This is a genomic window from Acinetobacter sp. yr461 (genome assembly GCF_900110445.1).
In the GTDB taxonomy this organism is placed as follows: domain Bacteria; phylum Pseudomonadota; class Gammaproteobacteria; order Pseudomonadales; family Moraxellaceae; genus Acinetobacter; species Acinetobacter calcoaceticus.
This window is the reverse complement of the sequence record NZ_FODU01000027.1, coordinates 1-25,631: the sequence shown is the minus strand read 5'-3', so window position 1 is coordinate 25,631 and position 25,631 is coordinate 1. Positions and strand designations below refer to the sequence as shown.

The following is a 25,631-nucleotide window of genomic DNA, read 5'->3' as shown; positions in this document are numbered from 1 at the left end:
TGGCAGGGGCGGCTGGATTCGAACCAACGGATGCCGAGATCAAAACCCGGTGCCTTACCACTTGGCGACGCCCCTAACGTGTAACCTTAAAATGATTAAGAGGAGATTCTTTTAAACTATTTACCAAGTAAGATTTACATGGTGAATGTTTAAGAATTTCATCAATATTCATTTCATTCGTTACTTCAATAAAAACACAAGCACCTGTACCTGTAAGCTTTGCTTGACCAAATTGATCTAAATATTGCATTGCTTCTTCTACTTCAGGGTATAACTGTCGGGCCAATGGCTCAAAGTTATTTCCAAAATTAGAAGGTTCTAACTGATAGGCGCAAAATTTAGTGGTCTTAGAGTCTCTTGTCAATGTTTTTTGTGAAAAAAGCAATTGAGTGCTGATAAAACAATCAGGTTTTAAAATAATGAACTGTTTTTGATCTAAGTCTATGAATGATAAATGTTCACCAATACCTTCAGCCCATGCATTTTTACCATAAATAAAAATAGGAACATCGGCACCAAGCTTTACGCCATAGTCTGAAAGTTGTTCTTTATTTAGACCACATTCCCATAATTGATTTAACACAATCAGGGTTGTGGCAGCATTGGATGAACCTCCGCCTAAACCCGCACCCATTGGAATATTTTTTTCAATTTTGATGTTTAGACCGCAGAATTTTTTTGCATGCGGTCTTAGTATCTGAGCAGCCCGATAAATCAGATTTTCTTCAGGTCGAACTTCACTCAATCCATCAATTTCGATTTGTTCATCTAAAGTCGGTGTAAATACCATCCAGTCATATAAATCAATGAGTTGGAAAATGGTTTGTAATTCATGATAACCATTTTCACGACGTCCTGTAATATGCAAAAACAGGTTGAGCTTAGCTGGAGAAGGGACTCGAATCATAGATTTATATAATTAGACTTAGCGGTTTTGGATGACCATTGTAATACGGTTTTCTTTATCTTCAGCAAGAGCTTGCTTTAAAACCAATTTGTTTGGCAAAGTTTGTTCACCATCGTAACTGAAATTAACTGTCCAGCCGTCTTCAATGAGCTGGTTTACACGATTTTCATTATCTTTACTGATTTGAGCACTTAAAGTTGCAGGTTTAGCCAATATCCAACTTGTTAAATGAGTAATTGGTGCTTGCCAACCAGTTGCGCGCTCTAAAAGTTCTTCTGGAGAGGCTGCAGTAATTAACCCTGTTTTAGCACTATTTAACTTCACCTCACCGGGTTTACCCTGAATTTGGGTTTTTCCTACACCTAAAATGCCGCTTAATTCAATATCAAAATTATCTTGTTGTTGAACCCACGTGAAAAATGCACTACCAGTTTGCTGTGGCGTGCGAACCCCGATCTTACCTTGTAAATTAAAGTGTTTTTCATCTTGAACTTGCTGGGTAACCGCGGGTTTAGGTTGAGTAAAATGCTGGCAACCGGTTAGAAATAATACACTTGATCCACAGATCGCTGTGCACAGTTGGGCAAATTTGCTCATATGTTTAACTCTTTTTTGCAGATGTAGGTAAAATTAACGCATCAAGCTGTTGTAATTGTGGATCATTGGCATGTTTTTGTTTCAGTTGTTGTAACACAGCGCTAAATTGAGTTAATGATCCTTGCATATACAATGCTTTAGCATAACGAACGCCAATATTTACATTATGGCTGAGTTCATAAGCTTTGCCTAAAGCTTCTGCTGCACCTTCATAATCATTTTGTAAAAATGCAATGTAGCCAAGCGTATCTAGAATTGAGGCCTGTTCCGGCGCATATTCTAAGGCTTGCTCTGCATATTGACGTGCTTCTTTTAACCTACGGTTTTGCAGGGCTAGTGTATACGCATATGCATTTAGATAAGTTGGGCTGTTGGGCTCAAGTTGTAATAATTGCTTTAATGTTTTATCGAGTTTATCGCGGTCGGTATATGGATCAAGTAATAAAACTTCTGCATAAATGAGTTCCGGATCATCCGGTAAATTCTTTATCGCTTCATCTAATAAATTTAAGGCAGCTTTTTTGTTGCCCATTTTCTTTAAAATTTCAGCTTGGGCTTGATATAAGAAACTTGCATGTTGAGGGTAATTTACGCGTTCTTGAGTGAGGAACCGTAAAGCATCGTGTAAATTATCCTGCTTATCATAAATCGCAATTAAATTACGTCTTGAAACAACGTATAAACTGCCATCAACTAAGCGATAGTAAGCTTTTGCTGATTCATAATGTTGTTTGCGTTCTGCATTAATTGCTAAGTAGTAATAAGCTTCATTTTGGTATTTTGCAGAGTTTCGTAGGTCAACAAGATATTGTTCTGCTTTGTCATATTGCTTTAAATCAATGCTGGTTAAGCCTGCTATAAACAATGCTTCTTCAGCTTTGGGATTAGCCTCTATAACGTTTTCAAGCTTTTCTAAAGCCAGTTGAGATTCATTAAGTTGTATAAGATAACGGATTTCGGCTAAACGAATATCTAAATTTTTCTTATATTTACGGCTAGACTTTGCATACCATTTAAGCGCACCTTCTTGATCGCTAAGAGCAATAAGTAGGTTTGCTTTCATTAAAATAAAGCTCGTCACTTTAGGACGTCGGCGTAGTGCTTTGTTAATGTTGGTTAGAGCGGATTCTAATTGACCATTTTGGGCTTCCAAATTGGCGATGAGCGCTAAAATAGAAGGGTTGTCTTTTTCAGAGCTAGAACGTAAAGCTGTTAATAATACTTCTCGATCTTGAGCATTCTCTGGGGCAATACTCGCTAAAATTTGTTCTAAATCGGCAGTAGGATCTATTTTTAAAATTTTATCTAATGTTTCAGCGGCAAGCTGGTATTCATGTGTTTTTAAAGCAATATGTGACAAATAGAATAAAGCAGGTACATCTTTGGGTTCTTGAGCTACCCAATGTGTAGCAATGTTTAAAGCGGCTTGAAAATCATTATATTCAAGCGCAACATCTAAAGCTCGCTGTTTAATTGAAGTAGAGTTACTTTTAATTGCGAGTACTGTGTAATTGTGCAAAGCGTTAGGAATGTCATCATAAGCCAGAGCAAATTCAGCGACCATAGTTTGCTCTAATGCCTGATCAAATGAATGCACGGCATAGGTCTCTTGCACAGGGCGTGCATAGACATGCGAGGACATGCTACCTAACAATAAGAATGTGGTAGAATACTGTCTTATCGAAGCACCGTTAAAATTAATACGGCTATTCATTTGACGCAATTTTTATTGATCCAAAGTAATGCTTTTTATGACACCGATGTTGCACAATAGCATAAATTTAGCGAAATGATGATCTGATATGTCTTTCTTTGCATTGGGTGTCAACCATCAAACAGCTTCTGTCGAACTCCGCGAACAAATCGCTTTCAATGCAGAGCGATTAAGTCGTTTGCTTGCCGAACAAAACCATGATCAAAGCTTAAAGGATTTGGTAGTCGTTTCGACGTGTAACCGTACAGAAGTTTATGCCATGGCCGAAAATGCCGAAAGCCTTCTGAAATGGTTAGCCGATGCCAATAATATTGATGTAAAGCATTTAATTCATCATGTTTATCGTTACGAGAACACGCAGGCAATTACACATTTAATGCGAGTAGCGAGCGGCTTAGACTCTCTCATGCTCGGTGAGCCGCAAATTTTAGGGCAGGTTAAAAGTGCTTTGGCATTGTCTAAAGAAGCCCAAGCGGTCTCTCCTGAATTAAACAGTGTTTTTGAATATGCTTTTTATGCAGCTAAACGTGTACGTTCCGAAACTGCGGTGGGCAGCCATGCCGTTTCGATGGGGTATGCAGTTGCACAATTAGCTTTACAGGTTTTTAGTAAGCCCGAAAAACTTACTGTGATGGTTGTTGCTGCGGGTGAAATGAATAGCTTGGTTGCTAAACATTTAGCTGAAATGGGCGTCGCCAAAATTATTATTTGTAATCGTAGCCGTGAGCGTGCTGACCAACTGGCTCAAGAGATTTCACATCAGGTTGAAGTCGAAATTATTGATTTTTCAGCATTAGCTGAAAACTTGTATCGTGCTGATGTGGTGTCGAGTTGTACTGGTAGTTTATATCAAGTGATTGCTTATCCTGATGTTAAGGCGGCATTAAAGAAACGTCGCTATCAACAAATGTTAATGGTTGATTTAGCTGTACCCCGTGATATAGATCCTAAAGTTGAAGCACTTGATGGCGTATATTTGTATGGTGTTGATGATTTACAAAGTGTGATTGAGGAAAACCTCGCTCAACGACGTCAGGCAGCTGTTGAAGCGGAAGTGATGGTGAATCAATTAGCTACCCAGCTTATTACTCATCAAAAAGTTAAAGAGGCGGGCAGCACAATTCACGCTTACCGCCAACATAGTGAAGAAGTTAGTCAACAAGAGCTGACGCATGCTTTAGAGGCTTTGCAACATGGTGAGAATGCTGAGCAGGTATTGCAGCAATTCGCGCATCGTTTGACGCAAAAGCTTATGCATCCAACATCTATCTTGCTACGCGAAGCTGCCAAGGCAGAAAATCCTGATTATTTTGAATGGTTACAACAGCATTTACAGGATGTGTTTGATCATGAGCGTAAGCCAAAACATTAAGACAAGAGTCTTAAACTAATTTGTTTAGTTAATTCATTAAGCTGTTGTCTTAAATTTCGTGATTCAATTAGAGAAATCGGCGATTTAAGTTTCTGACGTAAATATCTTTCTTTTAGGCCTAAAGCATATTCTTGGGCTAGCTTGTCGGCCACTTCTGGTGCCTGCGTTAATGCCTGAATATTGGTTCTTTGCATAATATCGGCAATTTCATGGCAATAGCTGCTACAAGCACCTAAAACATAATAAGTTGCCAGCTCTTGATCATCCGGTAAGTCATCAAAAATACGATTTAAAATTGCCAGTACTTTTGCTAATAATTCATCTTGATGAATATAGGCACGTAACCCTTCAAAATGAATATAAAGAAAAGGGTGGTGCATCAAAATTGCAATTGCAAAGTCTTCATCTTTAGTATGAATGTTAAATGAGAGCGAGGCATCATGGCTGATTTGTGGCGTAAAACGTTTACCCAGTCCGAGTTTTTCACGGAAAGATTGATTGAGTAAATAACGGAACGAACCCTGTTTGGGTAATAGTTCAGTCAGTTCTCGGAGTTCTCCCATGACCAAGCTTTTGCCTTCAGGGGTACTAATGTCATGTTGACCTGTTAAATGGGCAAAGACAAAATCAGACAAAAGAGGGGACTGTTGTAGTAGTTTTTGGAAACTTTCAAGCCCTTCACGACGGATCAGAGAGTCGGGGTCGTGGTCATTCGGTAGTACGAAAAATTTGAGTTCGCGTCCATCATTGAGAAGTGGTAAAGCAATTTCTAAGGTTCTGCGTGCTGCTTTTTGCCCAGCAGCATCACCGTCAAAAGCAATGGTAATACGGCTATTTTGTTTAAATAAAATATTAAGGTGTTCGGTATTACTTGCAGTGCCTAAAGTCGCTACAGCCCCTGTAATGCCATATTGCTGAAGTGCAATGACATCCATGTAGCCTTCAACCATTAACCAGTCGTTAGATTTGAGTTTTCTACCTTCATAAAGCCCGTAAAGTAGCTGATTCTTGTGAAAGACCTCTGAGTCAGGCGAGTTAATGTATTTGGGCTTGATCTCATCATTTAAGGCACGCCCACCAAAACCAACGACGCGGCCTTTCGGGTCTCGAATCGGGAAAATCACACGGTCACGTAATAAGTCAAAATCACGACCATTATCGCTTGAACGGATAAGTCCAAGCTGCTTTAAACCATCAATGTCATAAGGAAAAGCTTTTTCTAGGTGTTGCCAATCTTCTGGTGCATAGCCTAAGCGCCAAAATTGAATCGTCTGATTAGTTAAGCCACGTTGTTTAAAGTAGTTTTTTGCCTTTTGACTGTTAGGTAATTGGTGTTCATAGAATTGGGCAATATTTTCCAGTAAGTCATATAAATTACCTTCTTGAACTGGTTCCTCAAAGTTGAAAGGCTGTTCAAATTGGGCAAAAGGGTCGTCAAAAAATACTGGTTCAAGCGTATTGTAGCTTTCATCTATTGGTTGTTGAGGAACCACGGGCTCCGCCGTACTTGCTTTAGCAACTGGCGGCTTCGTAACCTGACGGGTATAAGATAGTTTTTTGTTTTCGGTATTATCTTTGGGTAGTTCGACTCCAGCGCTACTCGATAACTCTTTCATTACATCTATAAAGTTTCGGTTATCAATGTCCATCAGAAAACGGATGGCGTTACCGTTGGCCTGACACCCAAAGCAATGATAATACTGCTTGTCTCGATAGACATGGAACGATGGGGATTTTTCTTGATGAAAAGGGCAACAGCCGGAATATGTACGTCCCGTCTTTTTCAGTTTCACACGCTGACCAATCAGATCGACAATATCTGTGCGATCTAAAATTTGATCAATCGTATGTTGTGGAATTGCCATAATTCAGATAACCGTATTAAAACTGATGAGAGAGTGAGTCAGAATATTCTGACATGATGAGGCAAGATCTATCCAATAAATATTTTAATATTTTATAAAAACAAACAGGCAAGTGATATCACTTGCCTGTTTGTTGATGTTTTTTAAAGCTTAAACTTATTGAGCAGCGTCATCTGCACCTTGTTTCGCATCATCTGATTGAGAATCAGCTGATGTATCTGTAGAGGTAACAGCAGGAGCAACAGTTGTATTTTCTGCTGCTTGTGGCTCAGGTTTGTCTAATAAACCAAAGCTTAAACGGTTTGTCCAACTACGTTCTGATTTTGGTGCTTCAACTTGTATTTGCTCTGGCTCAGCAGTTTCTTCTTTATCTGAATTGCCAATTAAACCGAAGCTAACACGATTAAGGAAGCCACGTTTTGGAGCTTCTGATTCACTTGTGCTTTCTGGTGTTGCGGCAGTAGATTCACGGCCAAAAATACCTAAGGTCGCACGGTTAATCCAGTTGCCTTCTTTACGGGCAGCGCGCATGTTAACCGTACCATCTTTTTTCACCAAGTTAGGGTAATTAAGCTTTAAAACTTCAATATATTGTTGTGAAGTCGCTTTATCACCTAATTGGTTATAGCTATATGCCAAAGTCGCTAATGCTTCTGGAACTTGAGGAGTTTGTGGATAGTGTTCAATTACCCATTGAGAACGCTCTGCAGCAGCGATCCAAGCTTTACGTTTAACATTAAAACGTGCAGCAGTCATTTCATTTTCAGCAAGTTCTTGTCCAATAAATTTCATGCGCTGAGCGGCATCAACAGAATATTGGCTACTTGGGAAACGACGAATTAAATCAACAAAATTTTGATAAGCAACTTTTAAATAGCTCACATCACGATGAGATTGTTGCAAAGACGTATAACGCATCAAACTGTCGTAGTTTTGCTCCATGTTCGCTACAGCACGAACATAATAAGCATAATCCACATTTGGATGCTGAGGATTTAAACGAATAAAACGTTCCGCTAAGGCAATCGCGCCTTCATAATCTTTTTGCTTAAATTTCGAATAGAGAAGTTCAAGTTGTGCTTGTTGTGCGTATTGTCCGGTCGGATAATAAGTATCGATTGCTTCTAAAGACTTGGTCGCATCAAGATATTGACCACGGTCAAGCGACTTTTGGGCCTTTTCGAAGTAAGCTTGTTCACTAGATTGTGGGCCACTATCGACCACTTCTTTTTTACTTGGATTGCTGCTACAGCCCACAAATGCAGACGCTAAACCTAAAGATAAGGCAAGCATCGTAATTTTATAACGTGGTAGCGACATAAAAACTCCTCTGTTATGTTGGGCAATGAGCTACAATTGCGCTATTAAACCACTTTTATCTCAATGATCAAATGACTTCAGCACAATCTTCAAACACAAACTTATCTGAAACCGACTTCAATTTACTTGAAGATTCTGAGGATGCAGATAACCATACTTCTGATACAACTGCAACACGTTTATCGTTGCAAGTTCAGCTAGATGAAAGCTATCTGGGACAACGTATCGATCAGGTAGCAGCCTTGGTGTGGAATGAGTTTTCACGTGAAAAGCTTAAACAATGGTTGAAGGATGGCCATCTGTTGGTGAATGGTAACATTGTCAAGCCAAAGCACCGTTGTGAAGGGACAGAACTGCTTACACTCGAAGTTGAGCTCGAAGCTCAGACCACGAGCCAACCTGAAAACATTCCACTTAATATTGTCTATGAAGATGACGATATTTTAGTCATCAATAAACCAGTCGGCATGGTAGTACATCCAGGGGCGGGCAATAGCTCTGGAACTTTAGTGAATGCCTTGCTTTACCATTTCCCAAAATTGTCGGAACTTTCTCGCGCTGGTTTAGTGCATCGTATTGATAAAGATACCAGCGGTTTGTTAGTCGTTGCTAAGAGCCTTGAGGCACAATTTTCTTTAAGTAAGCAGTTGGCAAATAAATCGGTTTACCGTGTATACGACTTAGTTGTTTATGGAAATATTATTGCTGGCGGTACTATTGATGAACCTATCAAACGTCATCCAGTTGACCGTGTGAAAATGGCGATTTTACCGGGCGGGCGCGATGCTGTGACCCATTACAATGTAAAAGAACGCTTTAGAGATTTTACTCGCGTACAAGCTCGTCTTGAAACAGGTCGAACTCATCAGATTCGTGTGCATTTTAGTTATATTGGTTATGGACTGATCGGCGATCAGATTTATATGAACCGTGTACGTGTACCTGCAGGGGCGTCTGAATTACTCATTGACACTTTACGTGGTTTTAAACGCCAAGCGTTACATGCAGCTAAATTGGGCTTAAAACATCCTCGTACTGGTGAAGAAATGCTATTTGAAGCGCCGTGGCCTGAAGATTTTACACATTTAGTGAATGTGTTACGTTCAGAAAACGCTGCATATTAAGGACGCGTATATGGAATTTGTTCAAGGATTACCTCAAGGTGTATGTGTAGGGCAGACACGTGTTCAACATCCTTTGGCATTACCAACGGATCAACTTGAGTTGTCTGGTTTTAATCTGGCTTTACATGTCAACGATAAGGCACAACGTGTTCAGCAACATCGCATGATATTGTTAGATGAGTTTGCCCAGTTCGGTGTTAAAAAAATGACATGGATGACTCAAACACATAGTACGATTTGCCATACAGTAAATGAACAAATTCCTTTTAAGGCTTTAATTGGTGATGGTTTGGTCACTCAAACCAAAGGTCATGCTTTAATGATGATGACCGCTGATTGTTTACCTGTCGTGTTAGGAAATGCTGAAGGTACGGAAGTCGCAAACTTGCATGCAGGTTGGCGCGGTTTAGCTGGAGGCATTATTGAAAATACAGTTGCCGCTATGCAGAACCCTCCAACTTGGGCATGGTTAGGAGCTGCGATTAGTCAACCTTGTTTTGAAATTGGGGCCGAAGTGAAGGCTGCTTTTTGTGATAAATATCCAGAGTTAGGAACAGCTTTTTTTGAGGGGGCAGCTCCAAATAAATTTCATGCAGATTTATATGCAATTGCGCGTTTTATTTTGCAGAGTCTAGGTGTGAAACAGGTTTTAGGTGGAGATCAATGTTCTTATCAACAGAGCGATGATTATTTTTCTTATCGCCGTGATGCGAAGACTGGACGTATGGCTACCTTTGTTTTTATATAAGCTTCATAAACATAAGTAAATTCACTCTCTTATTTTGTCGTAATTAAACAGAATAAGAGAGTTTTTATTAAGTTTGAAAATATTACGATTGTGAACCGTATTGAAACGCTTGTATTTCATATTTATAGATGTAGGTGTAGCAAGCGCTAATAAAATGATAAAATAGAAAAAATCGCTCAAAATTTTAATCTTATGTCTTTGCCTGAAAAACATCTCTCTATTGTCTACCACAGTCCATATGGTCATACCGCCAAGGTAGCTTTCGCTATTGCTGCTGGTGCAGAGGTGATGGGGGTGAAAGTACATCTAATGAATATTGAACATATTGATTGGGATGCGCTTGATGCATCACAAGGCATTATTTTCGGATCTCCTACCTATATGGGAAGTATGACTGCCGACTTTAAAAAGTTTATGGACAGTACTTCTAAGCGTTGGAAAGAGCGCTTATGGCAAGGTAAGCTTGCGGCTGGCTTTGCAAATTCGGGCGGATTGAGTGGCGATAAACTAGCGGTATTACAACAATTAAATATTTTTGCCATGCAACATGGCATGTTGTGGTCAGGTTTGCCTTTAATGACCACAGGGCATAGTGAAAAAGATTTAAACCGATTATCGAGTTGTTTAGGCTTAATGACCCAGTCAGACAATGCTCCTGTTGAGATCACTCCTCCACAAGGTGACTTAGATACAGCTAAGTGGTTTGGTGAATATATTGCTGGATTACTTTATCGTATAAGTTAAAATAAGCATTTGATTTTATATAAATAAATATTTAATTTTTAATCTAATTACAAAAACGTTGTATTTTTTTTGTTCTTTTTTGATTATTTTTTACCAAATGGTTTATTTGGACAATGATGTCCAAAACTTAATAAATAAAAAAATGGAATAATCATGAAAATTTTTTTAACAGCTCTTTGTCTAAGTTGGGCTACCTTAAGCTACGCCAATTTAGAATCTGCAAATCTTGTTCCACTCAGTGATTCAGAACTTTCTAAAGTTGAAGCTCAGGCATTATTTTCATTTACCTATACCGACCCAAAACAAGCTGATGCTTCAATGAACCAGCAAAATATTGGCTTTTATAAATTGGGTTTAGAGGCAAATCTTGAATTAAATGCCAATGTTAATAAGTTGCAATTAGGATGTGGGGGAGTAAACGGTTTAGGTGGGTGTGATATTGATATTGATAACTTAAGTTTAAGTGGCTTAAGTGATACCAGTGATGGGCGAGCTTCTTCTTCTGCTGTTTTTAGTAATCCCTTTATTGAATTTGCAATTAAAAATCCAGACAGCGCGGCCTTAAGAGAAATTAAAGGTTTTCGTTTAAGTGCTGAAAAGGTTATAGGACTGCTGACTATGGGGCTTGAAAATTCAGAAAAAACAAATGGAATTAATAGCTTAAGTGGTTACATGAAAATTAAAGATACCACTGGTTTAGCTTATACCGCTGCTCGTAATATGTCTTATCAAGATACAGGCAAGACCATTGATGGGACTGTTAATGCATGTATCGGAATTTGTATTCCTTTAGGATTTAACTCGTCTGATTATAATTTGCAATTACAACAGACCACTGCACCTATTGTGATCAACGGGCAAGTGATTTCTGGTTCACGAATGAATAATGTCATGCTGAACGGGGTAGCAAATATCGATCAGCTTAACTTCTCTGGAGATCTGAAAGCTTCTATTAATGCTGCACTTGGCCTATTAAATTTACAAAAAAATGTAACAGGTAGCATTACTGGATTAAGAGCTGCATTGACTGTTGATCAAAACCTTGGATTTATTCATAAAATTGAATTAAACAATCCTTTCTCACTTTCTTTGCAAGGCCAACAAATATTTTGGCCAGGTGCAGATGCAGCAGCGGAACGTGGCTGGTGGATGGCTTTTGATGATGAAATTGATATTGGCAACGTGACGCCAAGTAAACAAATTGAAATAACTAATGACGTTTTAAAGCAGGTGGTAGGTCCAATTAGTGGCTATTTAACCGCAAACCCAGTGAGATGTAATCTTTTAAATTGTTTGTTTGGTGAAGACTTAGCAGTTGGTGAGGTTAAATTACCCAATACGATTGTGAATTTCCCATTGAAAGATTTACAACTTAAAAATCAATCTTTTGCACCAAACTGTTACGGTAATTTAAAATTCTGCTAAATTCAAAGTGACATAAAAAAACCTTTAAAGTTAACTTTAAAGGTTTTTTTATTACTTATGAAATATACGAGCTTTATCACGTTGCCAGTCACGGTCTTTTTCAGTTGCACGTTTGTCATGAAGTTGTTTACCCTTCACAAGCGCAATTTCTAGTTTGACTAAATGACCTTTCCAGTAACACGCCAAAGGAACGCATGAATAACCTTTCTGGTTAACTGCACCCATCAGGTGTTCAAGCTGACGTCGGGAGAGCAATAACTTACGGGTACGTGTTGCTTCCGGTACCACATGGGTCGAAGCCGATAATAAAGGCTGAATTTGTGAACCAAGTAAAAATGCTTCGCTATTCTTGAAAATGACATAACTTTCCGTCAAAGTCATGCGTCCAGCACGTAAGGATTTTACTTCCCAACCTTGAAGTGACATGCCTGCTTCAAATTTTTCTTCGATAAAATAATCATGACGGGCACGTTTGTTTTGTGCGATTGTTCCGCCATTATGTTTCTTTACTACTGTTGCTTTCGCCATAATTCAAACTTCCACAATTATGCCTATTGTGCCGTAAACTGATGCTAAGGTGAAGTTTTTCCTGCACATGAATATTTCGCCTCATGTATAACTTTTGCTAAAATAGGTTCACAATACAATTAGAGTACTAGCGGATGTCTAAAACGCGTGTAATTTATCCTGGAACATTTGACCCCATCACGAATGGACACGTTGATTTAGTTACTAGAGCATCAAGAATGTTTGATGAGGTTGTAGTAGCAATTGCAATTGGACATCATAAGAACCCCTTGTTCAGTCTAGAAGAAAGAGTTGAACTGGCACAATCATCTTTAAGCCATCTATCAAATGTTGAATTTGTAGGCTTCGATGGTTTACTGGTTAATTTTTTCAAAGAACAAAAGGCAACCGCAGTACTTCGTGGTTTAAGGGCGGTTTCTGATTTTGAATATGAATTTCAACTTGCCAATATGAACCGTCAACTTGACCCACATTTTGAAGCGGTGTTTTTAACACCATCTGAGCAGTACTCTTTTATTTCTTCGACATTGATTCGGGAAATTGCTCGTTTAAAAGGGGATGTAACCAAGTTTGTTCCGCAAGCTGTGGTTGAGGCCTTTGAACGTAAACATCAACAAGGTTGGTAACGTGTCGTTATATATCACCGATGAATGCATAAACTGTGATGTTTGTGAACCAGTTTGCCCGAATGAAGCAATTTTCATGGGTGAATTGATTTATGAAATTCATCCAGATTTGTGCACTGAATGCGTTGGTCATCATGACCAACCGCAATGCCAATTGTTTTGTCCTGTAGATTGTATTCCTAAAGATCCAGAGCATGAGGAAACGGAAGAACAGCTATTCGACAAATATAAAAAATTAATTGCTCAAAAAAGCACGAGCAATTAGTAAATAAATTTGTTAATATGCGCCCCTGAAGTGAGCTGGATGGTCGCTGCTGTGGAGGTCTTCGTGACTGAAGCAGGGGAGGAAAGTCCGGGCTTCATAGGGCAGGGTGCCAGGTAACGCCTGGGCGGTGAAAGCCGACGGAAAGTGCAGCAGAGAGTAGACCGCCTCATTCGTGAGGTAAGGGTGAAAGGGTGCGGTAAGAGCGCACCGCGTGTCTGGTAACAGTTCACGGCATGGTAAACCCCACCAGAAGCAAGACCAAATAGGAATCCTGAGGTACGGCCCGTACTGGATTCGGGTAGGTCGCTTGAGCGTATGAGTGATTGTACGCCTAGAGGAATGACCATCCTCGACAGAACCCGGCTTATAGGCTCACTTCACCTAATTTATTTAAAATTTTTCTTGACGTGCATTAAAGAAACTAAGATAATGCGCGCACAGTTTAAGGCTATGTAGCTCAGTTGGTTAGAGCACCGCACTCATAATGCGGGGGTCACAAGTTCAAGTCTCGTCATAGCCACCATTTTATAGACCACGCTCCTGCGTGGTCTTTTTTTATGCTTGTTTTTTTGATTAAACACAGTTTGTAAATACCGGTTTTATAATGATGAGATGTTTTTTGATTTTTTCATTAGCTTATTTATATTTAAAAAATTATTCCCGTTAGCTTAAGGCAATAAATATCTTAATTTCAGATCGTATTGGTTATTACCATTCGTATCTCAAATAGATGAGCTCGTAGTAGGTGGGGCAGAGTGCGAATACATTAAGCTTACGGTGCGCTTGAACATGCAGCTTTGTTAGAATGAGCTAAAACAGAACATACAGCGTATGTGTTCAGCTATGTTGAAGTAGAAAGTTGTGTGCTTAACTTAGGCGAATTAATTTCATTACAATCTAAAGAACTACATGTCTATGTATGTGGACTGAAACTAATAATTGATGTTGTGATTAATTGTTGTAATAAGCATTGTTACCTTGATGAATACATTCATTGGGAACAATTTGCTTCAACAGTTCCTGAAGATGGAGAGGCTTTTACAGACGTACTTGGCAAGTCTAATCAAGAAATGAAGTCAAAAGTAACTAGTCAATTTTATAAGTGATCAAAACATTAAATATTGATGTTGAATGTCTATGTTGTGAAGGGGTATGCGATACATGTGAAACTGTTATTTTGGAAGGTAAAGCAGAGAACATTTTGATCAATACCTTAGTGATATAGGAAAGACTTCACAGCTGAGTATTATGATGACTTGAGTTTCGCGGGAAAAAGATAAAAAACTGGTATTAGATTTTTAATACATTTCTGTGGTCGATCAATTATTTAAAACATAAATTTGCTAAAAAATGAACAAACAAAGGTGATCTGAATCTTATTTGTTCATTTGATGGAATTTAATGATTTTGAACTCTTGACCTGTTCTGTAGAACTATAGATAATGCGCACACAGTTTACGGCTATGTAGCTCAGTTGGTTAGAGCACCGCACTCATAATGCGGGGGTCACAAGTTCAAGTCTCGTCATAGCCACCATTTTAAAAACCATGCTCATGCATGGTTTCTTTTTGTCTTTTTTTTACTCATTAAAATGTTTTTCAATCATATCGAGTGTTTTTGGGCTTTGATAAAAAGGAGCTAAAATCGCTTGAAGTAACGGCTCTAAAATACCGTGCTCATTAAAGACATTCATGACTTTAGGGTAAAAACGTAAAGCTTCAGTTTGTAAATCGGTTTCGGTTAAACCAATCTCACTTAATACTTCAAATAAACTCTCGTCTTTGTAAAATTCATAAAAAACTTCTACGCCATACAAAATAAGATCTTGCATAAATTGTGACTGGCGTAATTCTTTCCAATATTCGTAAATTAAAACAAAGAACTCTTCAACATCAAGAGGAGTTAACTGTTTCATAAACTCATACATTTTTTTATGTCTAAGATCTTCCCACACATGTCGTATCAGACTTTCTAAATCTTCAGTCGACAAAAGACTTAACTCTGTGAGTTGCTCATGAATAAAGCTGGCAATCCAAGTTTCAAGTTTATGCTCAAGACGTTGTTGTTGTAAAAAAGAGAATTTTTTGAGTTTATGTTGCCATTCAAAATGATAGTCATCTACTCTAGATGCATTTAGAAATTTTGGTATTTTCTGTTCTAAGGTTGAGGTCGCAATATATTGGCAAAGTTGTTGAACAGCGGGGCTAGTTCTTAAAAACTGGTTGAGATAATGAGGAATATGCTCCATTTCCAAAAATTTGGAGAGCCACATTTCAAATTGATGATCGGACACCAGATCTTGTAGCTGTATTGGAGATTTTAGGGCAGTTAAGTAAATACGCTGGGCAATTTCCCCAATAAACTCAAGTAAACCAGCACCTAGCTGCATTTCAAAAGCATAGCGTTTCACAACAGCTTGTAATTGTTCTAAATCAACCACTTCATGAAGTTTGATTTCATCGGCATGCTGCATAAAAAGTTGAATGAACTGCCGGAAATAAATAGGTGAGTTTTCTATAGATAATTGTTTTTTGAAAAATTCCACCTGCTCAAGCAAAAGTGCTTGAGCAAGTGTTGTGGTTTTTGATGAGTTTTTTTGCTCAGTCATTCGCTGTCCAACCGTTGACAATCGGATAACGTCGTTCGCGGCTAAATGCACGAGAGGTAATTCTCGGACCGATAGCGCCTTGACGACGTTTGTATTCATTACGATCAACTAAACGGATGACTTTTTCAACTACTTCTTTATCAAAACCTTTGGCAATAATATCAGCCTGACTTAAATCTTCTTCAATGTATGCGTAAAGGATGGCATCCAATACATCATATGCGGGTAAAGAGTCTTGGTCTTTTTGGTCTGGGCGAAGTTCTGCTGAAGGTGGACGAGTAATTACACGCTCAGGAATAACTGGAGTTTCACTTAAGCTATTACGGTATTTTGCCAATTCAAATACAATCGTTTTATAAACATCTTTTAGAACAGCAAAACCACCAACCATATCACCATAAAGTGTACAGTAGCCAACTGAAAGCTCAGACTTGTTGCCAGTAGCGAGTACTAAATTACCAAATTTATTTGATAAACCCATGAGTAATGTGCCGCGTGCGCGCGCTTGTAAATTCTCTTCGGTTGCATCTGCTGGTGAGTTGCCAAAGAAAGGATACAAGGTTTGCATAAAGCTATTTACAACTGAATGTATTTCAGCAATACCGAAAGTCACACCCATACGACGAGCTTGTTCTGCTGCATCTTCAACACTAATTTGAGAAGTGTAGGTATAAGGCATCATTACGGCTTGTACTTTTTCTGCACCGATTGCATCAACAGCAATCGCTAATGTAAGGGCAGAGTCGATACCGCCAGATAAACCTAAAATTACACCGGGAAAACCAGAACGCTCGACGTAATCACGTGTAGCCATGACTAAGCCTTGATAGATCTCTGCAAAAGTTTCTAATGCAGGAGCAGATTCAGTGGCTTTAAATGATTTATTTTTATGGTCAAATTCAGCAATATAAAGGTCTTCTTTAAAGCTCGGTGCTTGTAAAGCAATTTCACCATTTTTGTTACTGACAAAACTTGTGCCATCAAAAATTAAATCGTCTTGTCCACCCACTTGGTTAACATAAACAATGTTCAGGTGAAGTTGTTTTGCAAGTTCACTTAAGGTTTGTGTACGGTGTTGTGGTTTACCGACTTCATATGGTGATGCATTAAGTACAAGAACAGTATCAACATTCAATTGGCTTAACTGTTTTACGGTATTAATTGACCAGATATCTTCACAGATCAATACGCCAAACTTATGTCCAAGATATTCAAACACCAAATGTTGATGACCTTCTTGGAAATAACGTTTTTCATCAAAGACGCCATAGTTTGGTAAATTGTGTTTGTTAAAAACACCCAAAACTTGACCGTCTTTCATGACAGCAGCAGAATTATAACGTTGACCATCTTCTGTCTGGTTCACAAATCCGAAAACCATGACAATATCTTTAACTTCGGCAAGTTGAGCAAAAGCCTTTTGCATACGTTTATTTAAATTTGGACGTAACAGTAAGTCTTCAGCTGGATAACCAATAACAGAAAGCTCGGGAAAAATAATCAGGTCAGCGTCTTGTTTTTTCGCCTGATTCACTTGCTCAATCATCTTTTTGGTGTTTGAGTCAATATTGCCAATATGCGGAGAAAACTGAGCAAGGGCAACTTTAAAACTTTTCATTCAAACCTAATCCTAGATCATAACGAATATAGATACACACAGTGTTGATTTTTATAGATATAATTTTTCAACGATGTGTATGATACGATAGTAAACAATTAAAATAGTAAACAAAAATGTCAAGATCAATAATATATACCAATCACATATTTTCTGCGTAAAAATAACGAGATTTTCTGTATAGAATAGAAACAGGCTTCATTATTTTTATTGTTTGTATACTGCCTTATCACAAGCCAATTTGGAATAAGCGCGTTATATTTTTTTCAATAATTTGAATTAAATAGGTGTGATTTTCTAGCTTAGGTAAGTATTTCTGATTTATAAGAATTCTCATTTACATTAAGAAAAAAAGGTTACGTTCAGAGAAAGACTGATTATTTAGTTACAAATGAAGCTGAGGTGAACAGATAATATTTGGGATTTTTCCAGAGCAGATGTCACGGGCAATTTCGCCTTGTTGCTCAATGTTATAAGAGCTAAACTCCTTGTGAGGAGAGTAGGTGTATTTATAGGGATTGTAATTTTTAAAGCTAAGATAATAGGCCGATTGCAGCAATGCACCTTTAAGTAGTACATGAATACCTTTTTGATATTGCATGACATGAGTGAGTTCGTGAATAAAAATACCCTGCATAAATTTAGATTCTAGAGCGTAATTTTCACTGTAATCGGAAGGATTGACATAAATATTTCCGTTTGGCGCCATAAAAATACCGCGAGATTGCCAAGGTAAATAACGAGTAGCAATAATTTTAGGTTGTTCACAATTGAGCATGTCACCGAAAATGAGTTGTGCTAATACTTTTTCTTGAGCAGTCAGATATCTGATGGGATAGTTTTTTAAGTGACGAAAAATAAAAAGTGTAAGAAGTATAAATTGTTGTTGGGTTGAGCGTTTAAGGGCATTAAAAGTTAGCATAGCTTTGCCATTAAATGAGTTCATCTATTTCTTTAGGATAGTATAGATAACTCATTAGTAAATAAAGGGTCAGAGTTACTCATTGGGTATAACTTGAAGAGAGCATTGATTTTATGCCTTTGATTGAAAAAAGTTAAATATAGGGATAACTCTGCGAGTTTTTATTGTCTAAATTAAAGAAATTGCTCGGAAAAGCAAAAGCCCCAGTTAAAACTGAGGCTTTACGACAACTAAAATCACTACAGCAAATAAGATTAAAGTTGGCATTTCATTAAAGAAACGCCAGAACCTATGTGATTTATAGTGTGCATTTCCGATAAGTTTTTTACGATAGTAGCCACATACTAAATGGTAGATGACTAATAAAGCGACTAAAGCAACTTTAAGATAAAACCATGTTGCCTGATGGTAATGTCGAGTTGCATCGCCCCATTCGACAAGAAAATGGGCGGTAATTAATGTGGCAATCATAGAAGGCCACATAATTCCGCGATACAACTTACGTTCCATTACTTCAAAGCGTTGATGACTGGCAGCATCTTCACTCATGGCATGGTAAACATATAAACGTGGTAAGTAGAACAAAGCAGCGAACCAACAAACCACAGCAATAATATGTAATGCTTTTACCCACAAAAAAGCATCAGAAGGTGCATCCATCGATAATCCTACGTGGGATTATGCATCCCACTTCTTGAAAATAAGGCAAGCGTTAACACCGCCAAAGCCAAAACTGTTACTCATTACAGTATTCAATTTTGCATCACGTTTTTCAAGTACGATATCAAAAGGTTTTGCGCCTTCATCAAGTTCAGTCACATTGATGTTTGGTGCAATAAAGTCATTTTGCATCATTAGAACAGAGTAAATAGCTTCTTGTACACCAGCTGCACCCAAGCTATGACCAGTCATAGATTTGGTTGAGCTAAGAGGAGGTACATTGCCTTCGCCAAATGCACGTTCCATTGCTTTAAGTTCTGTAATGTCACCAGCTGGAGTAGATGTACCATGTGTATTTACATAGTCAATTTTGTCTACGCCATGTTGTTTAGCTTCTTCAAGTGCCATTAATACACAACGTGTAGCGCCTTCACCGCTTGGAGCAACCATGTCTGCACCATCGCTGTTTGCAGCATAACCAACGACTTCAGCTAAAATGTTGGCACCACGTGCTTGAGCGTGTTCAAGTGATTCAAGTACAACAAAACCACCACCACCAGCAATAACGAAACCGTCGCGGTCTGCTGAATATGGACGAGATGCTGTTTCTGGAGTTTCATTATATTTCGAGCAAAGCGCACCCATTGCATCAAATAATAAACTTTGAGACCAATGATCTTCTTCACCACCACCAGCAAGCATAAGATCTTGTTTGCCAAGTTGAATAAGGTTGTACGCATAACCAATTGCGTCAGCAGAAGTTGCACAAGCACTCGTAATAGTATGAGCAATACCTTGTAGTTTAAATGCAACACCTACGTTTGCAGTAATCGTGTTTGACATGTTGCGTGGTACGAAGAAAGGTCCTACTTTACGTGCACCTTTAGTCTCTAAAAGCTCTGTCATTTCAACAACAGATGCAGTTGAACCACCGCCTGAACCGCCTGCGATACCGTAACGTGGATTACCACCGATTTGCTCAGCAGTAAGTCCTGCATGTTCAACAGCAGCTACAGCAGCATTGTAAGCGTACATTGCACATACGCCCATAAAGCGTTTTAACTTACGGTCAATATGATCAAAATCTTGTTCCGCAGCAGCGCTCACATGACTTTTAAAATTGAGTTCAGCATAAGTTGAGTTAAAACGTGTCCCGGAGATTCCGTTTTGAAGTGAATGAGTAACTGCTTCTAAAGAGTTACCGATACATGAGTTAATACCCATACCAGTGATTACAACACGTTTCATCTACAGGTCCCTTTATGGTGATATTAAGAGTCTATCGTGATCAACAGCTATGAAAATGAATAGGAGAATATAGCTATAAGAAAACAAGACTCATGTTTTTTCGTTGTTAACATGATAGCAGAAAGGATTTTTATTTCTTATGGCAAATCTTTATGACAATTTTACATTTAAAAAAATAACTAAATACATGGTATGTTGCATTTAGGGTTAACTAAAATACACACATACAAGTTGAGATAAATCCACATTCCACCTAGTATTTGTGTCTAATTAGATAAATTAAAAAATCGAGGTACTTGATGACAAAATTCAATAATAATCAATCTGACAATTTGTTTTCTCAGGTCTTCGGAGTGGCTAAAAAGCTCAGTTCTACAGGATTGAGTATCTTGCAACAGAACCAATCAGGTGATGTAAGTAAGGTAATTGAACCAATTCCAACTGGTAAAACGGTTGAAGGTAAATCGAGAACAAAAAGCCCATTTGAAGTTGAGCAATATGAAAGTCCTCAACAAATGCTTCGAGAGCAATTACCGAAAGTAACTCGTCAGGTCTTTGGGCGGCATTTTACAAAAGTAAATGGTGTGGCTACATTTCTTTCCCCAGATTGGGATCAAAAAGTTTCAGGCTATTTATTTGATTGGCTGAATGACTTTAGTTCAAAAAGCACCTTAACTGAAAAAATCTTGGAAGAAGCTGGTGCTAAAGATTTATTTGAACTAACTAAGGATACGGGCCGTTCTCAACGTTTAAGTCAGGCGCTCATTGAACAAAATAAATTAATTGCGACAATACAAGGGGCAATCACAGGCGTGTCCGGTGTGGTTGGCGCTGCTGTAGATGTTCCTGTTTCACTCGTGTTGGTCTTGAGAACGATTTATCAGACAGGAAGATCACATGGTTTTGACCTTCAAGAAGTTACTGACCAAGATGTTGTCGAGTTTATCTTTAAAGAAGTTGATATCAGTCTGATTGCTGAAAAGCAAACTTTATTGTTAGCTTTAAAAACATTACGAAATATGTTGGAAACGCAAGATATTCATCAATTTCAGCAAGTGTTAGGTTCAACTACTGATTTTGATACTTTAAAGAACTGGTTAGTCGATGAAGATGGAGAGTTTAAATGGGGTTGGTTAAATCGTATTCCTAAACTCTCTGCCTTTGGTAAAGTTACCCCAGTTGCTGGTGCTGTTTTAAGCGCAGTATATAGCTGGAAACTACAAGAAGATGTTGGTCATAAAGCACAAGCTATCTTTGGAGCCGCAAGACATTATTTAAATGAACATCCAAGTGAGCATTTATCTCCGCTACAGGCTTATTATGCTGCGGTTACACTCATTCAGAAAGCCAGTCCACGTCTTTTAAATGTTGGTGAAGATGGCAATATTCACGCTGAGCATCATCATAAAGTAGAAAATCATGATGTAATTTCAAAAGTATCTATTGTCTTAAAGCCGACAGAAAGTAAAAAGAGCGAAGAGAAAATTCAGGAAAATGTTCATCAGGGTATTGAGCAACTTGCCGATAAACATGTAGAGGAACATGAGCATACTGAGCAAAAACCAGCTTTAACTCCTGAGGAAGATGAGGAAGGGCTAGATGATAAAAAATACTCTTAACAATACGCTTACAAATAAGAGGTTTAAAAATAAAATCTGAACTCTATTTAAATTTGTAAGTTATCCTGTCAAAGATTGATATGGTCAACATTTGGTAAGTATTGCCGTGTTGACCATTTTTGCATCTTAGCTTACAATTATGTGCCCTTAAAAAGAGGTATTTCTTTTTAAGGTTTTTTAATAACGGGAGAATTGCCATATGGCAACAACGAATCAGTTGATCCGTAAGGGTCGTACGACTTTGGTTGAAAAATCCAAAGTTCCTGCGTTGAAGGCTTGTCCACAACGTCGTGGTGTTTGTACACGTGTTTATACAACTACACCTAAAAAACCTAACTCAGCTATGCGTAAGGTTTGCCGTGTTCGCTTAACTTCAGGTTTTGAAGTATCTAGCTACATCGGTGGTGAAGGTCATAACCTACAAGAGCACAGTGTTGTTCTTATCCGAGGTGGTCGTGTTAAAGACTTACCAGGTGTACGTTACCATACCGTTCGTGGTTCATTAGACTGTGCTGGTGTTAAAGATCGTAATCAATCACGTTCTAAATACGGTACTAAGCGTCCTAAGAAGTAATTCTAGGAAACTAGTCCAATAAGCCCTTTAGCGTTTCGCTTGTTTGAATTCTTCATAGATTTGTAATTCAAGCGACGTATAGTAAGGCCAGCGTCGTGTACATGACACTTGTACAAACTGCTGGATTATCCTGAAGTGTCATATTATTAGGTGTATTAAAATGCCAAGACGTCGCGTAGTCGCTGCTCGTGAGATCCTTCCAGATCCAAAATTTAGCAGCCAAACAATCGCTAAATTCATGAACCACGTAATGCAAGATGGTAAAAAATCTGTTGCTGAAGGTATCGTTTACGGTGCTTTAGAACGTGTTCAAGAAAAAAACAAAGTAGACCCAGTTGAATTTTTCGAGACTACTCTTGAAAAAGTTCGTCCTATGGTTGAAGTAAAAGCACGCCGTGTTGGTGGTGCTACTTATCAAGTACCTATGGAAGTACGCCCATCCCGTCGTACTGCCTTAGCAATGCGTTGGTTAGTAGATGCTGCTGCTAAGCGTTCTGAAAAAACGATGGCTTTACGTCTTGCTGGTGAGTTGCTTGATGCAGCTGAAGGTAAAGGTGCAGCAATCAAAAAACGTGAAGACGTGCATCGTATGGCTGAAGCCAACAAAGCCTTCTCTCACTACCGTTTCTAAGCGGATAAAACAGTCCCTAATCAGGAGAATATTCATGCGTACAGCAGCTCGATTCAACATTGCTCTTTATCAAAGTGGGAGCTTTGCGGGTATTTAAGTTGCCTGCTTGGATATTTGTACGCATCAATTTAATTGATGCGTCCTGTTTTAAATATAACATTTAGGAATGTAGACATCATGGCTCGCCAAACCCCAATTAGTAATTACCGCAACATCGGTATTTCTGCGCACATTGACGCAGGTAAAACAACTACAACAGAACGTATTTTGTTCTACACAGGTGTATCTCACAAAATTGGTGAAGTACACGATGGTGCAGCAACAATGGACTGGATGGAACAAGAGCAAGAGCGCGGTATTACAATTACCTCGGCTGCGACAACTTGTTTCTGGTCTGGTATGGGTAACCAATTCGAACAACACCGTATCAACGTAATTGACACCCCGGGACACGTAGACTTCACAATCGAAGTTGAACGTTCTATGCGTGTTCTTGACGGTGCGTGCATGGTTTACTGTGCAGTTGGTGGCGTACAACCTCAGTCTGAAACTGTATGGCGTCAAGCAAACAAATATAAAGTGCCTCGTTTAGCATTCGTGAACAAGATGGACCGTACTGGTGCAAACTTCTTCCGTGCTGTTGAGCAAGTTAAAACTCGTTTAGGTGGTAATCCTGTACCTATCGTTGTGCCAATTGGTGCAGAAGATACGTTTGCAGGTGTTGTTGACCTTATCGAAATGAAAGCGATTATCTGGGATGAAGCATCTCAAGGTATGAAGTTTGAATATGCTGAAATTCCAGCTGACCTTGTTGATACGTCTAACGAATGGCGTACCAAAATGGTTGAAGCTGCGGCTGAAGCTTCTGAAGAATTAATGGACAAGTACCTTGAAGAAGGTGATCTTTCTAAAGAAGAGATCATTGCAGGTTTACGTGCTCGTACATTAGCTTCTGAAATTCAAGTAATGCTTTGTGGTTCTGCGTTCAAAAACAAAGGTGTTCAACGTATGTTGGATGCTGTAATTGAATTCTTACCATCACCTACAGAAGTTAAAGCGATCGAAGGTATCCTTGACGACAAAGACGAAACTAAAGCGTCTCGTGAAGCATCTGACGAAGCTCCGTTCTCTGCGTTAGCGTTCAAAATCATGAACGACAAATTCGTAGGTAACTTAACATTCGTACGTGTTTATTCTGGTGTTCTTAAACAAGGTGATCCGGTTTATAACCCAGTTAAATCTAAGCGTGAACGTATCGGTCGTATCGTGCAAATGCATGCGAACGAACGTCAAGATCTTGATGAAATCCGTGCAGGTGATATCGCAGCGTGTGTAGGTCTTAAAGACGTTACTACTGGTGATACATTATGTGATGAGAAAAACATCATTACACTTGAGCGTATGGAATTCCCAGAGCCAGTAATTTCATTGGCTGTTGAACCAAAAACTAAAGCTGACCAAGAAAAAATGTCAATTGCTTTAGGTCGTTTGGCTAAAGAAGATCCATCGTTCCGCGTTCGTACAGACGAAGAATCTGGTCAAACAATTATTGCTGGTATGGGTGAGCTTCACCTTGACATCATCGTTGACCGTATGAAGCGTGAATTCGGTGTTGAAGCGAACATTGGTAAACCAATGGTTGCTTACCGCGAAACAATCAAAAAGACTGTTGAGCAAGAAGGTAAGTTCGTTCGTCAAACAGGTGGTAAAGGTAAATTCGGTCATGTATATGTTCGTTTAGAGCCTATGGATGTTGAAGAAGCTGGTAAAGAATACCAATTCGCTGAAGAAGTTGTCGGCGGTACTGTACCTAAAGAATTCTTTGGTGCGGTTGACAAAGGTATTCAAGAACGTATGAAGAATGGTGTATTAGCTGGTTACCCTGTTGTGGGTATCAAAGCGACATTATTCGATGGTTCTTACCATGATGTCGACTCTGATGAATTGTCGTTCAAAATGGCTGGTTCGTACGCTTTCCGTGACGGTTTCATGAAAGCTGATCCTATCCTTCTTGAACCAATCATGAAAGTTGAAGTAGAAACTCCAGAAGACTACATGGGCGATATCATGGGTGACTTAAACCGTCGTCGTGGTATGGTTCAAGGTATGGATGATCTTCCTGGTGGAACAAAAGCAATTAAAGCAGAAGTTCCATTGGCTGAGATGTTTGGTTACGCGACTCAAATGCGTTCTATGTCTCAAGGTCGTGCGACTTATTCTATGGAATTCGCTAAATACGCTGAAACTCCACGTAACGTGGCTGAAGGCATCATCGCTAAGTTCCAGACTGGCGGTAAAAAAGGTGACGACGAGTAATCTTTCGATTACTATAAGCCCAAACTAATTCTTAGTTAAAACCAAGCGCTCGTGCAGTGACCCTGCATGAGCAGTTTATAAAGGAAGATCATCATGGCTAAAGCCAAGTTTGAACGTAATAAGCCACACGTAAACGTGGGCACAATCGGTCACGTTGACCATGGTAAAACAACTTTAACTGCTGCGATTGCAACTATTTG

The 25,631-nt window shown here is 38.8% G+C and carries 23 protein-coding genes, 3 tRNA genes, 1 other RNA gene and 1 pseudogene; 16 read left to right on the top strand and 12 right to left on the bottom strand.

The genetic code is table 11. The annotated features are described in order from the left end of the window. The 4 genes from BMW38_RS18875 to BMW38_RS18860 all read right to left on the bottom strand — a co-directional run bounded on the left by BMW38_RS18875 (position 1) and on the right by BMW38_RS18860 (position 3,218). Positions 1-75 (bottom strand) — tRNA-Gln (locus BMW38_RS18875). Beyond that, on the bottom strand, positions 74-907 hold the full coding sequence (gene ispE, locus BMW38_RS18870; protein ID WP_092711000.1) for a 4-(cytidine 5'-diphospho)-2-C-methyl-D-erythritol kinase: 834 nt from the start codon (positions 905-907) through the stop codon (positions 74-76). Before ispE ends, BMW38_RS18875 begins: the two co-directional genes overlap by 2 nt. 18 nt (positions 908-925) lie before the next feature. Further along, positions 926-1,504: a lipoprotein insertase outer membrane protein LolB gene (gene lolB / locus BMW38_RS18865; RefSeq protein ID WP_003653326.1), complete on the bottom strand. Its 579-nt coding sequence runs from the start codon at positions 1,502-1,504 to the stop codon at positions 926-928. A gap of 4 nt (positions 1,505-1,508) precedes the next feature. Beyond that, positions 1,509-3,218 carry a tetratricopeptide repeat protein gene (locus BMW38_RS18860; protein WP_213031201.1) on the bottom strand — a complete coding sequence of 570 codons (1,710 nt, stop codon included), beginning with the start codon at positions 3,216-3,218 and terminating at the stop codon, positions 1,509-1,511. Between the two features lie 88 nt (positions 3,219-3,306). Between BMW38_RS18860 and hemA the strand changes: the two genes are divergently transcribed. Continuing rightward, a complete protein-coding gene (hemA, locus tag BMW38_RS18855) occupies positions 3,307-4,590 on the top strand; it encodes a glutamyl-tRNA reductase (protein WP_092710994.1) in 1,284 nt (427 codons plus the stop codon). On the opposite strand, the gene BMW38_RS18850 is transcribed toward hemA, so the two are convergent. Then, complete coding sequence (locus BMW38_RS18850) at positions 4,587-6,455, bottom strand: DNA primase (protein WP_092710990.1); 1,869 nt, start codon at positions 6,453-6,455, stop codon at positions 4,587-4,589. The genes hemA and BMW38_RS18850 overlap by 4 nt on opposite strands. A gap of 156 nt (positions 6,456-6,611) precedes the next feature. Continuing rightward, positions 6,612-7,775, bottom strand: a complete 1,164-nt coding sequence (locus BMW38_RS18845; protein ID WP_092710987.1) for an outer membrane protein assembly factor BamD — start codon at positions 7,773-7,775, stop codon at positions 6,612-6,614. 71 nt (positions 7,776-7,846) lie between these two features. Here BMW38_RS18845 and rluD point away from each other — a divergent pair, with 71 nt between their 5' ends. The 4 genes from rluD (at position 7,847) to BMW38_RS18825 (ending at position 11,816) form a co-directional block, all read left to right on the top strand. Further along, complete coding sequence (gene rluD / locus BMW38_RS18840; RefSeq protein ID WP_005042691.1) at positions 7,847-8,899, top strand: 23S rRNA pseudouridine(1911/1915/1917) synthase RluD; 1,053 nt, start codon at positions 7,847-7,849, stop codon at positions 8,897-8,899. A gap of 10 nt (positions 8,900-8,909) precedes the next feature. Next, positions 8,910-9,647 carry a peptidoglycan editing factor PgeF gene (gene pgeF / locus BMW38_RS18835; RefSeq protein WP_092710984.1) on the top strand — a complete coding sequence of 246 codons (738 nt, stop codon included), beginning with the start codon at positions 8,910-8,912 and terminating at the stop codon, positions 9,645-9,647. A gap of 192 nt (positions 9,648-9,839) precedes the next feature. Further along, a complete protein-coding gene (locus BMW38_RS18830; protein ID WP_017392275.1) occupies positions 9,840-10,391 on the top strand; it encodes a flavodoxin family protein in 552 nt (183 codons plus the stop codon). Positions 10,392-10,544: 153 nt separating this feature from the next. Further along, the gene (locus BMW38_RS18825; protein ID WP_092710981.1) at positions 10,545-11,816 is read left to right on the top strand and encodes a hypothetical protein; all 1,272 of its coding nucleotides are present in this window, start codon (positions 10,545-10,547) and stop codon (positions 11,814-11,816) included. A gap of 51 nt (positions 11,817-11,867) precedes the next feature. Here BMW38_RS18825 and smpB read toward each other — a convergent pair whose 3' ends face one another. After that, on the bottom strand, positions 11,868-12,344 hold the full coding sequence (smpB, locus tag BMW38_RS18820; protein WP_003653310.1) for an SsrA-binding protein SmpB: 477 nt from the start codon (positions 12,342-12,344) through the stop codon (positions 11,868-11,870). Between the two features lie 134 nt (positions 12,345-12,478). Between smpB and coaD the strand changes: the two genes are divergently transcribed. From coaD to BMW38_RS18785, 6 genes and pseudogenes are all read left to right on the top strand, one after another. Then, positions 12,479-12,970 (top strand): pantetheine-phosphate adenylyltransferase, encoded by a 492-nt coding sequence (coaD, locus tag BMW38_RS18815; protein WP_004641605.1) that lies wholly within the window; start codon positions 12,479-12,481, stop codon positions 12,968-12,970. A gap of 1 nt (position 12,971) precedes the next feature. Next, the gene (locus tag BMW38_RS18810; RefSeq protein WP_092710978.1) at positions 12,972-13,235 is read left to right on the top strand and encodes a YfhL family 4Fe-4S dicluster ferredoxin; all 264 of its coding nucleotides are present in this window, start codon (positions 12,972-12,974) and stop codon (positions 13,233-13,235) included. A 27-nt stretch (positions 13,236-13,262) separates the two neighbouring features. Continuing rightward, positions 13,263-13,618: RNase P RNA component class A (gene rnpB / locus BMW38_RS18805), an RNA gene on the top strand. A gap of 63 nt (positions 13,619-13,681) precedes the next feature. Next, a tRNA-Met gene (locus tag BMW38_RS18800) sits at positions 13,682-13,758 on the top strand. A gap of 125 nt (positions 13,759-13,883) precedes the next feature. After that, positions 13,884-14,495: pseudogene (locus tag BMW38_RS19690) on the top strand (iron-sulfur cluster-binding domain-containing protein); the annotation flags it as partial. Positions 14,496-14,694: 199 nt separating this feature from the next. Then, positions 14,695-14,771: transfer RNA gene (locus tag BMW38_RS18785), tRNA-Met, on the top strand. 43 nt (positions 14,772-14,814) lie between these two features. Here BMW38_RS18785 and BMW38_RS18780 read toward each other — a convergent pair. From BMW38_RS18780 to BMW38_RS18760, 5 genes are all read right to left on the bottom strand, one after another. Then, positions 14,815-15,843: a hypothetical protein gene (locus tag BMW38_RS18780; RefSeq protein ID WP_092710972.1), complete on the bottom strand. Its 1,029-nt coding sequence runs from the start codon at positions 15,841-15,843 to the stop codon at positions 14,815-14,817. Then, positions 15,836-17,461, bottom strand: coding sequence for an NAD+ synthase (locus BMW38_RS18775; protein ID WP_092710969.1), 1,626 nt, complete (start codon positions 17,459-17,461; stop codon positions 15,836-15,838). The genes BMW38_RS18780 and BMW38_RS18775 overlap by 8 nt, the downstream gene beginning before the upstream one ends. Positions 17,462-17,846: 385 nt before the next feature. After that, positions 17,847-18,407 carry a hypothetical protein gene (locus BMW38_RS18770; protein ID WP_092710966.1) on the bottom strand — a complete coding sequence of 187 codons (561 nt, stop codon included), beginning with the start codon at positions 18,405-18,407 and terminating at the stop codon, positions 17,847-17,849. Between the two features lie 183 nt (positions 18,408-18,590). Next, complete coding sequence (hemJ, locus tag BMW38_RS18765; RefSeq protein WP_005048623.1) at positions 18,591-19,043, bottom strand: protoporphyrinogen oxidase HemJ; 453 nt, start codon at positions 19,041-19,043, stop codon at positions 18,591-18,593. Positions 19,044-19,061: 18 nt separating this feature from the next. Then, positions 19,062-20,291 (bottom strand): beta-ketoacyl synthase N-terminal-like domain-containing protein, encoded by a 1,230-nt coding sequence (locus BMW38_RS18760; RefSeq protein ID WP_092710963.1) that lies wholly within the window; start codon positions 20,289-20,291, stop codon positions 19,062-19,064. Between the two features lie 299 nt (positions 20,292-20,590). On the opposite strand from BMW38_RS18760, the gene BMW38_RS18755 reads away from it, so the two are divergent. The 5 genes from BMW38_RS18755 to BMW38_RS18735 all read left to right on the top strand — a co-directional run. Further along, positions 20,591-21,910: an EcsC family protein gene (locus BMW38_RS18755; RefSeq protein ID WP_213031200.1), complete on the top strand. Its 1,320-nt coding sequence runs from the start codon at positions 20,591-20,593 to the stop codon at positions 21,908-21,910. 199 nt (positions 21,911-22,109) lie between these two features. Beyond that, positions 22,110-22,484, top strand: a complete 375-nt coding sequence (gene rpsL, locus BMW38_RS18750; protein ID WP_002050319.1) for a 30S ribosomal protein S12 — start codon at positions 22,110-22,112, stop codon at positions 22,482-22,484. A 160-nt stretch (positions 22,485-22,644) separates the two neighbouring features. Next, on the top strand, positions 22,645-23,115 hold the full coding sequence (gene rpsG / locus BMW38_RS18745) for a 30S ribosomal protein S7 (RefSeq protein WP_004638185.1): 471 nt from the start codon (positions 22,645-22,647) through the stop codon (positions 23,113-23,115). A gap of 177 nt (positions 23,116-23,292) precedes the next feature. Next, a complete protein-coding gene (gene fusA, locus BMW38_RS18740; protein WP_004641624.1) occupies positions 23,293-25,431 on the top strand; it encodes an elongation factor G in 2,139 nt (712 codons plus the stop codon). Positions 25,432-25,524: 93 nt separating this feature from the next. Then, positions 25,525-25,631, top strand: a 107-nt coding sequence (locus tag BMW38_RS18735; RefSeq protein ID WP_017396788.1) for a GTP-binding protein, incomplete at its 3' end; no start/stop codon positions are given.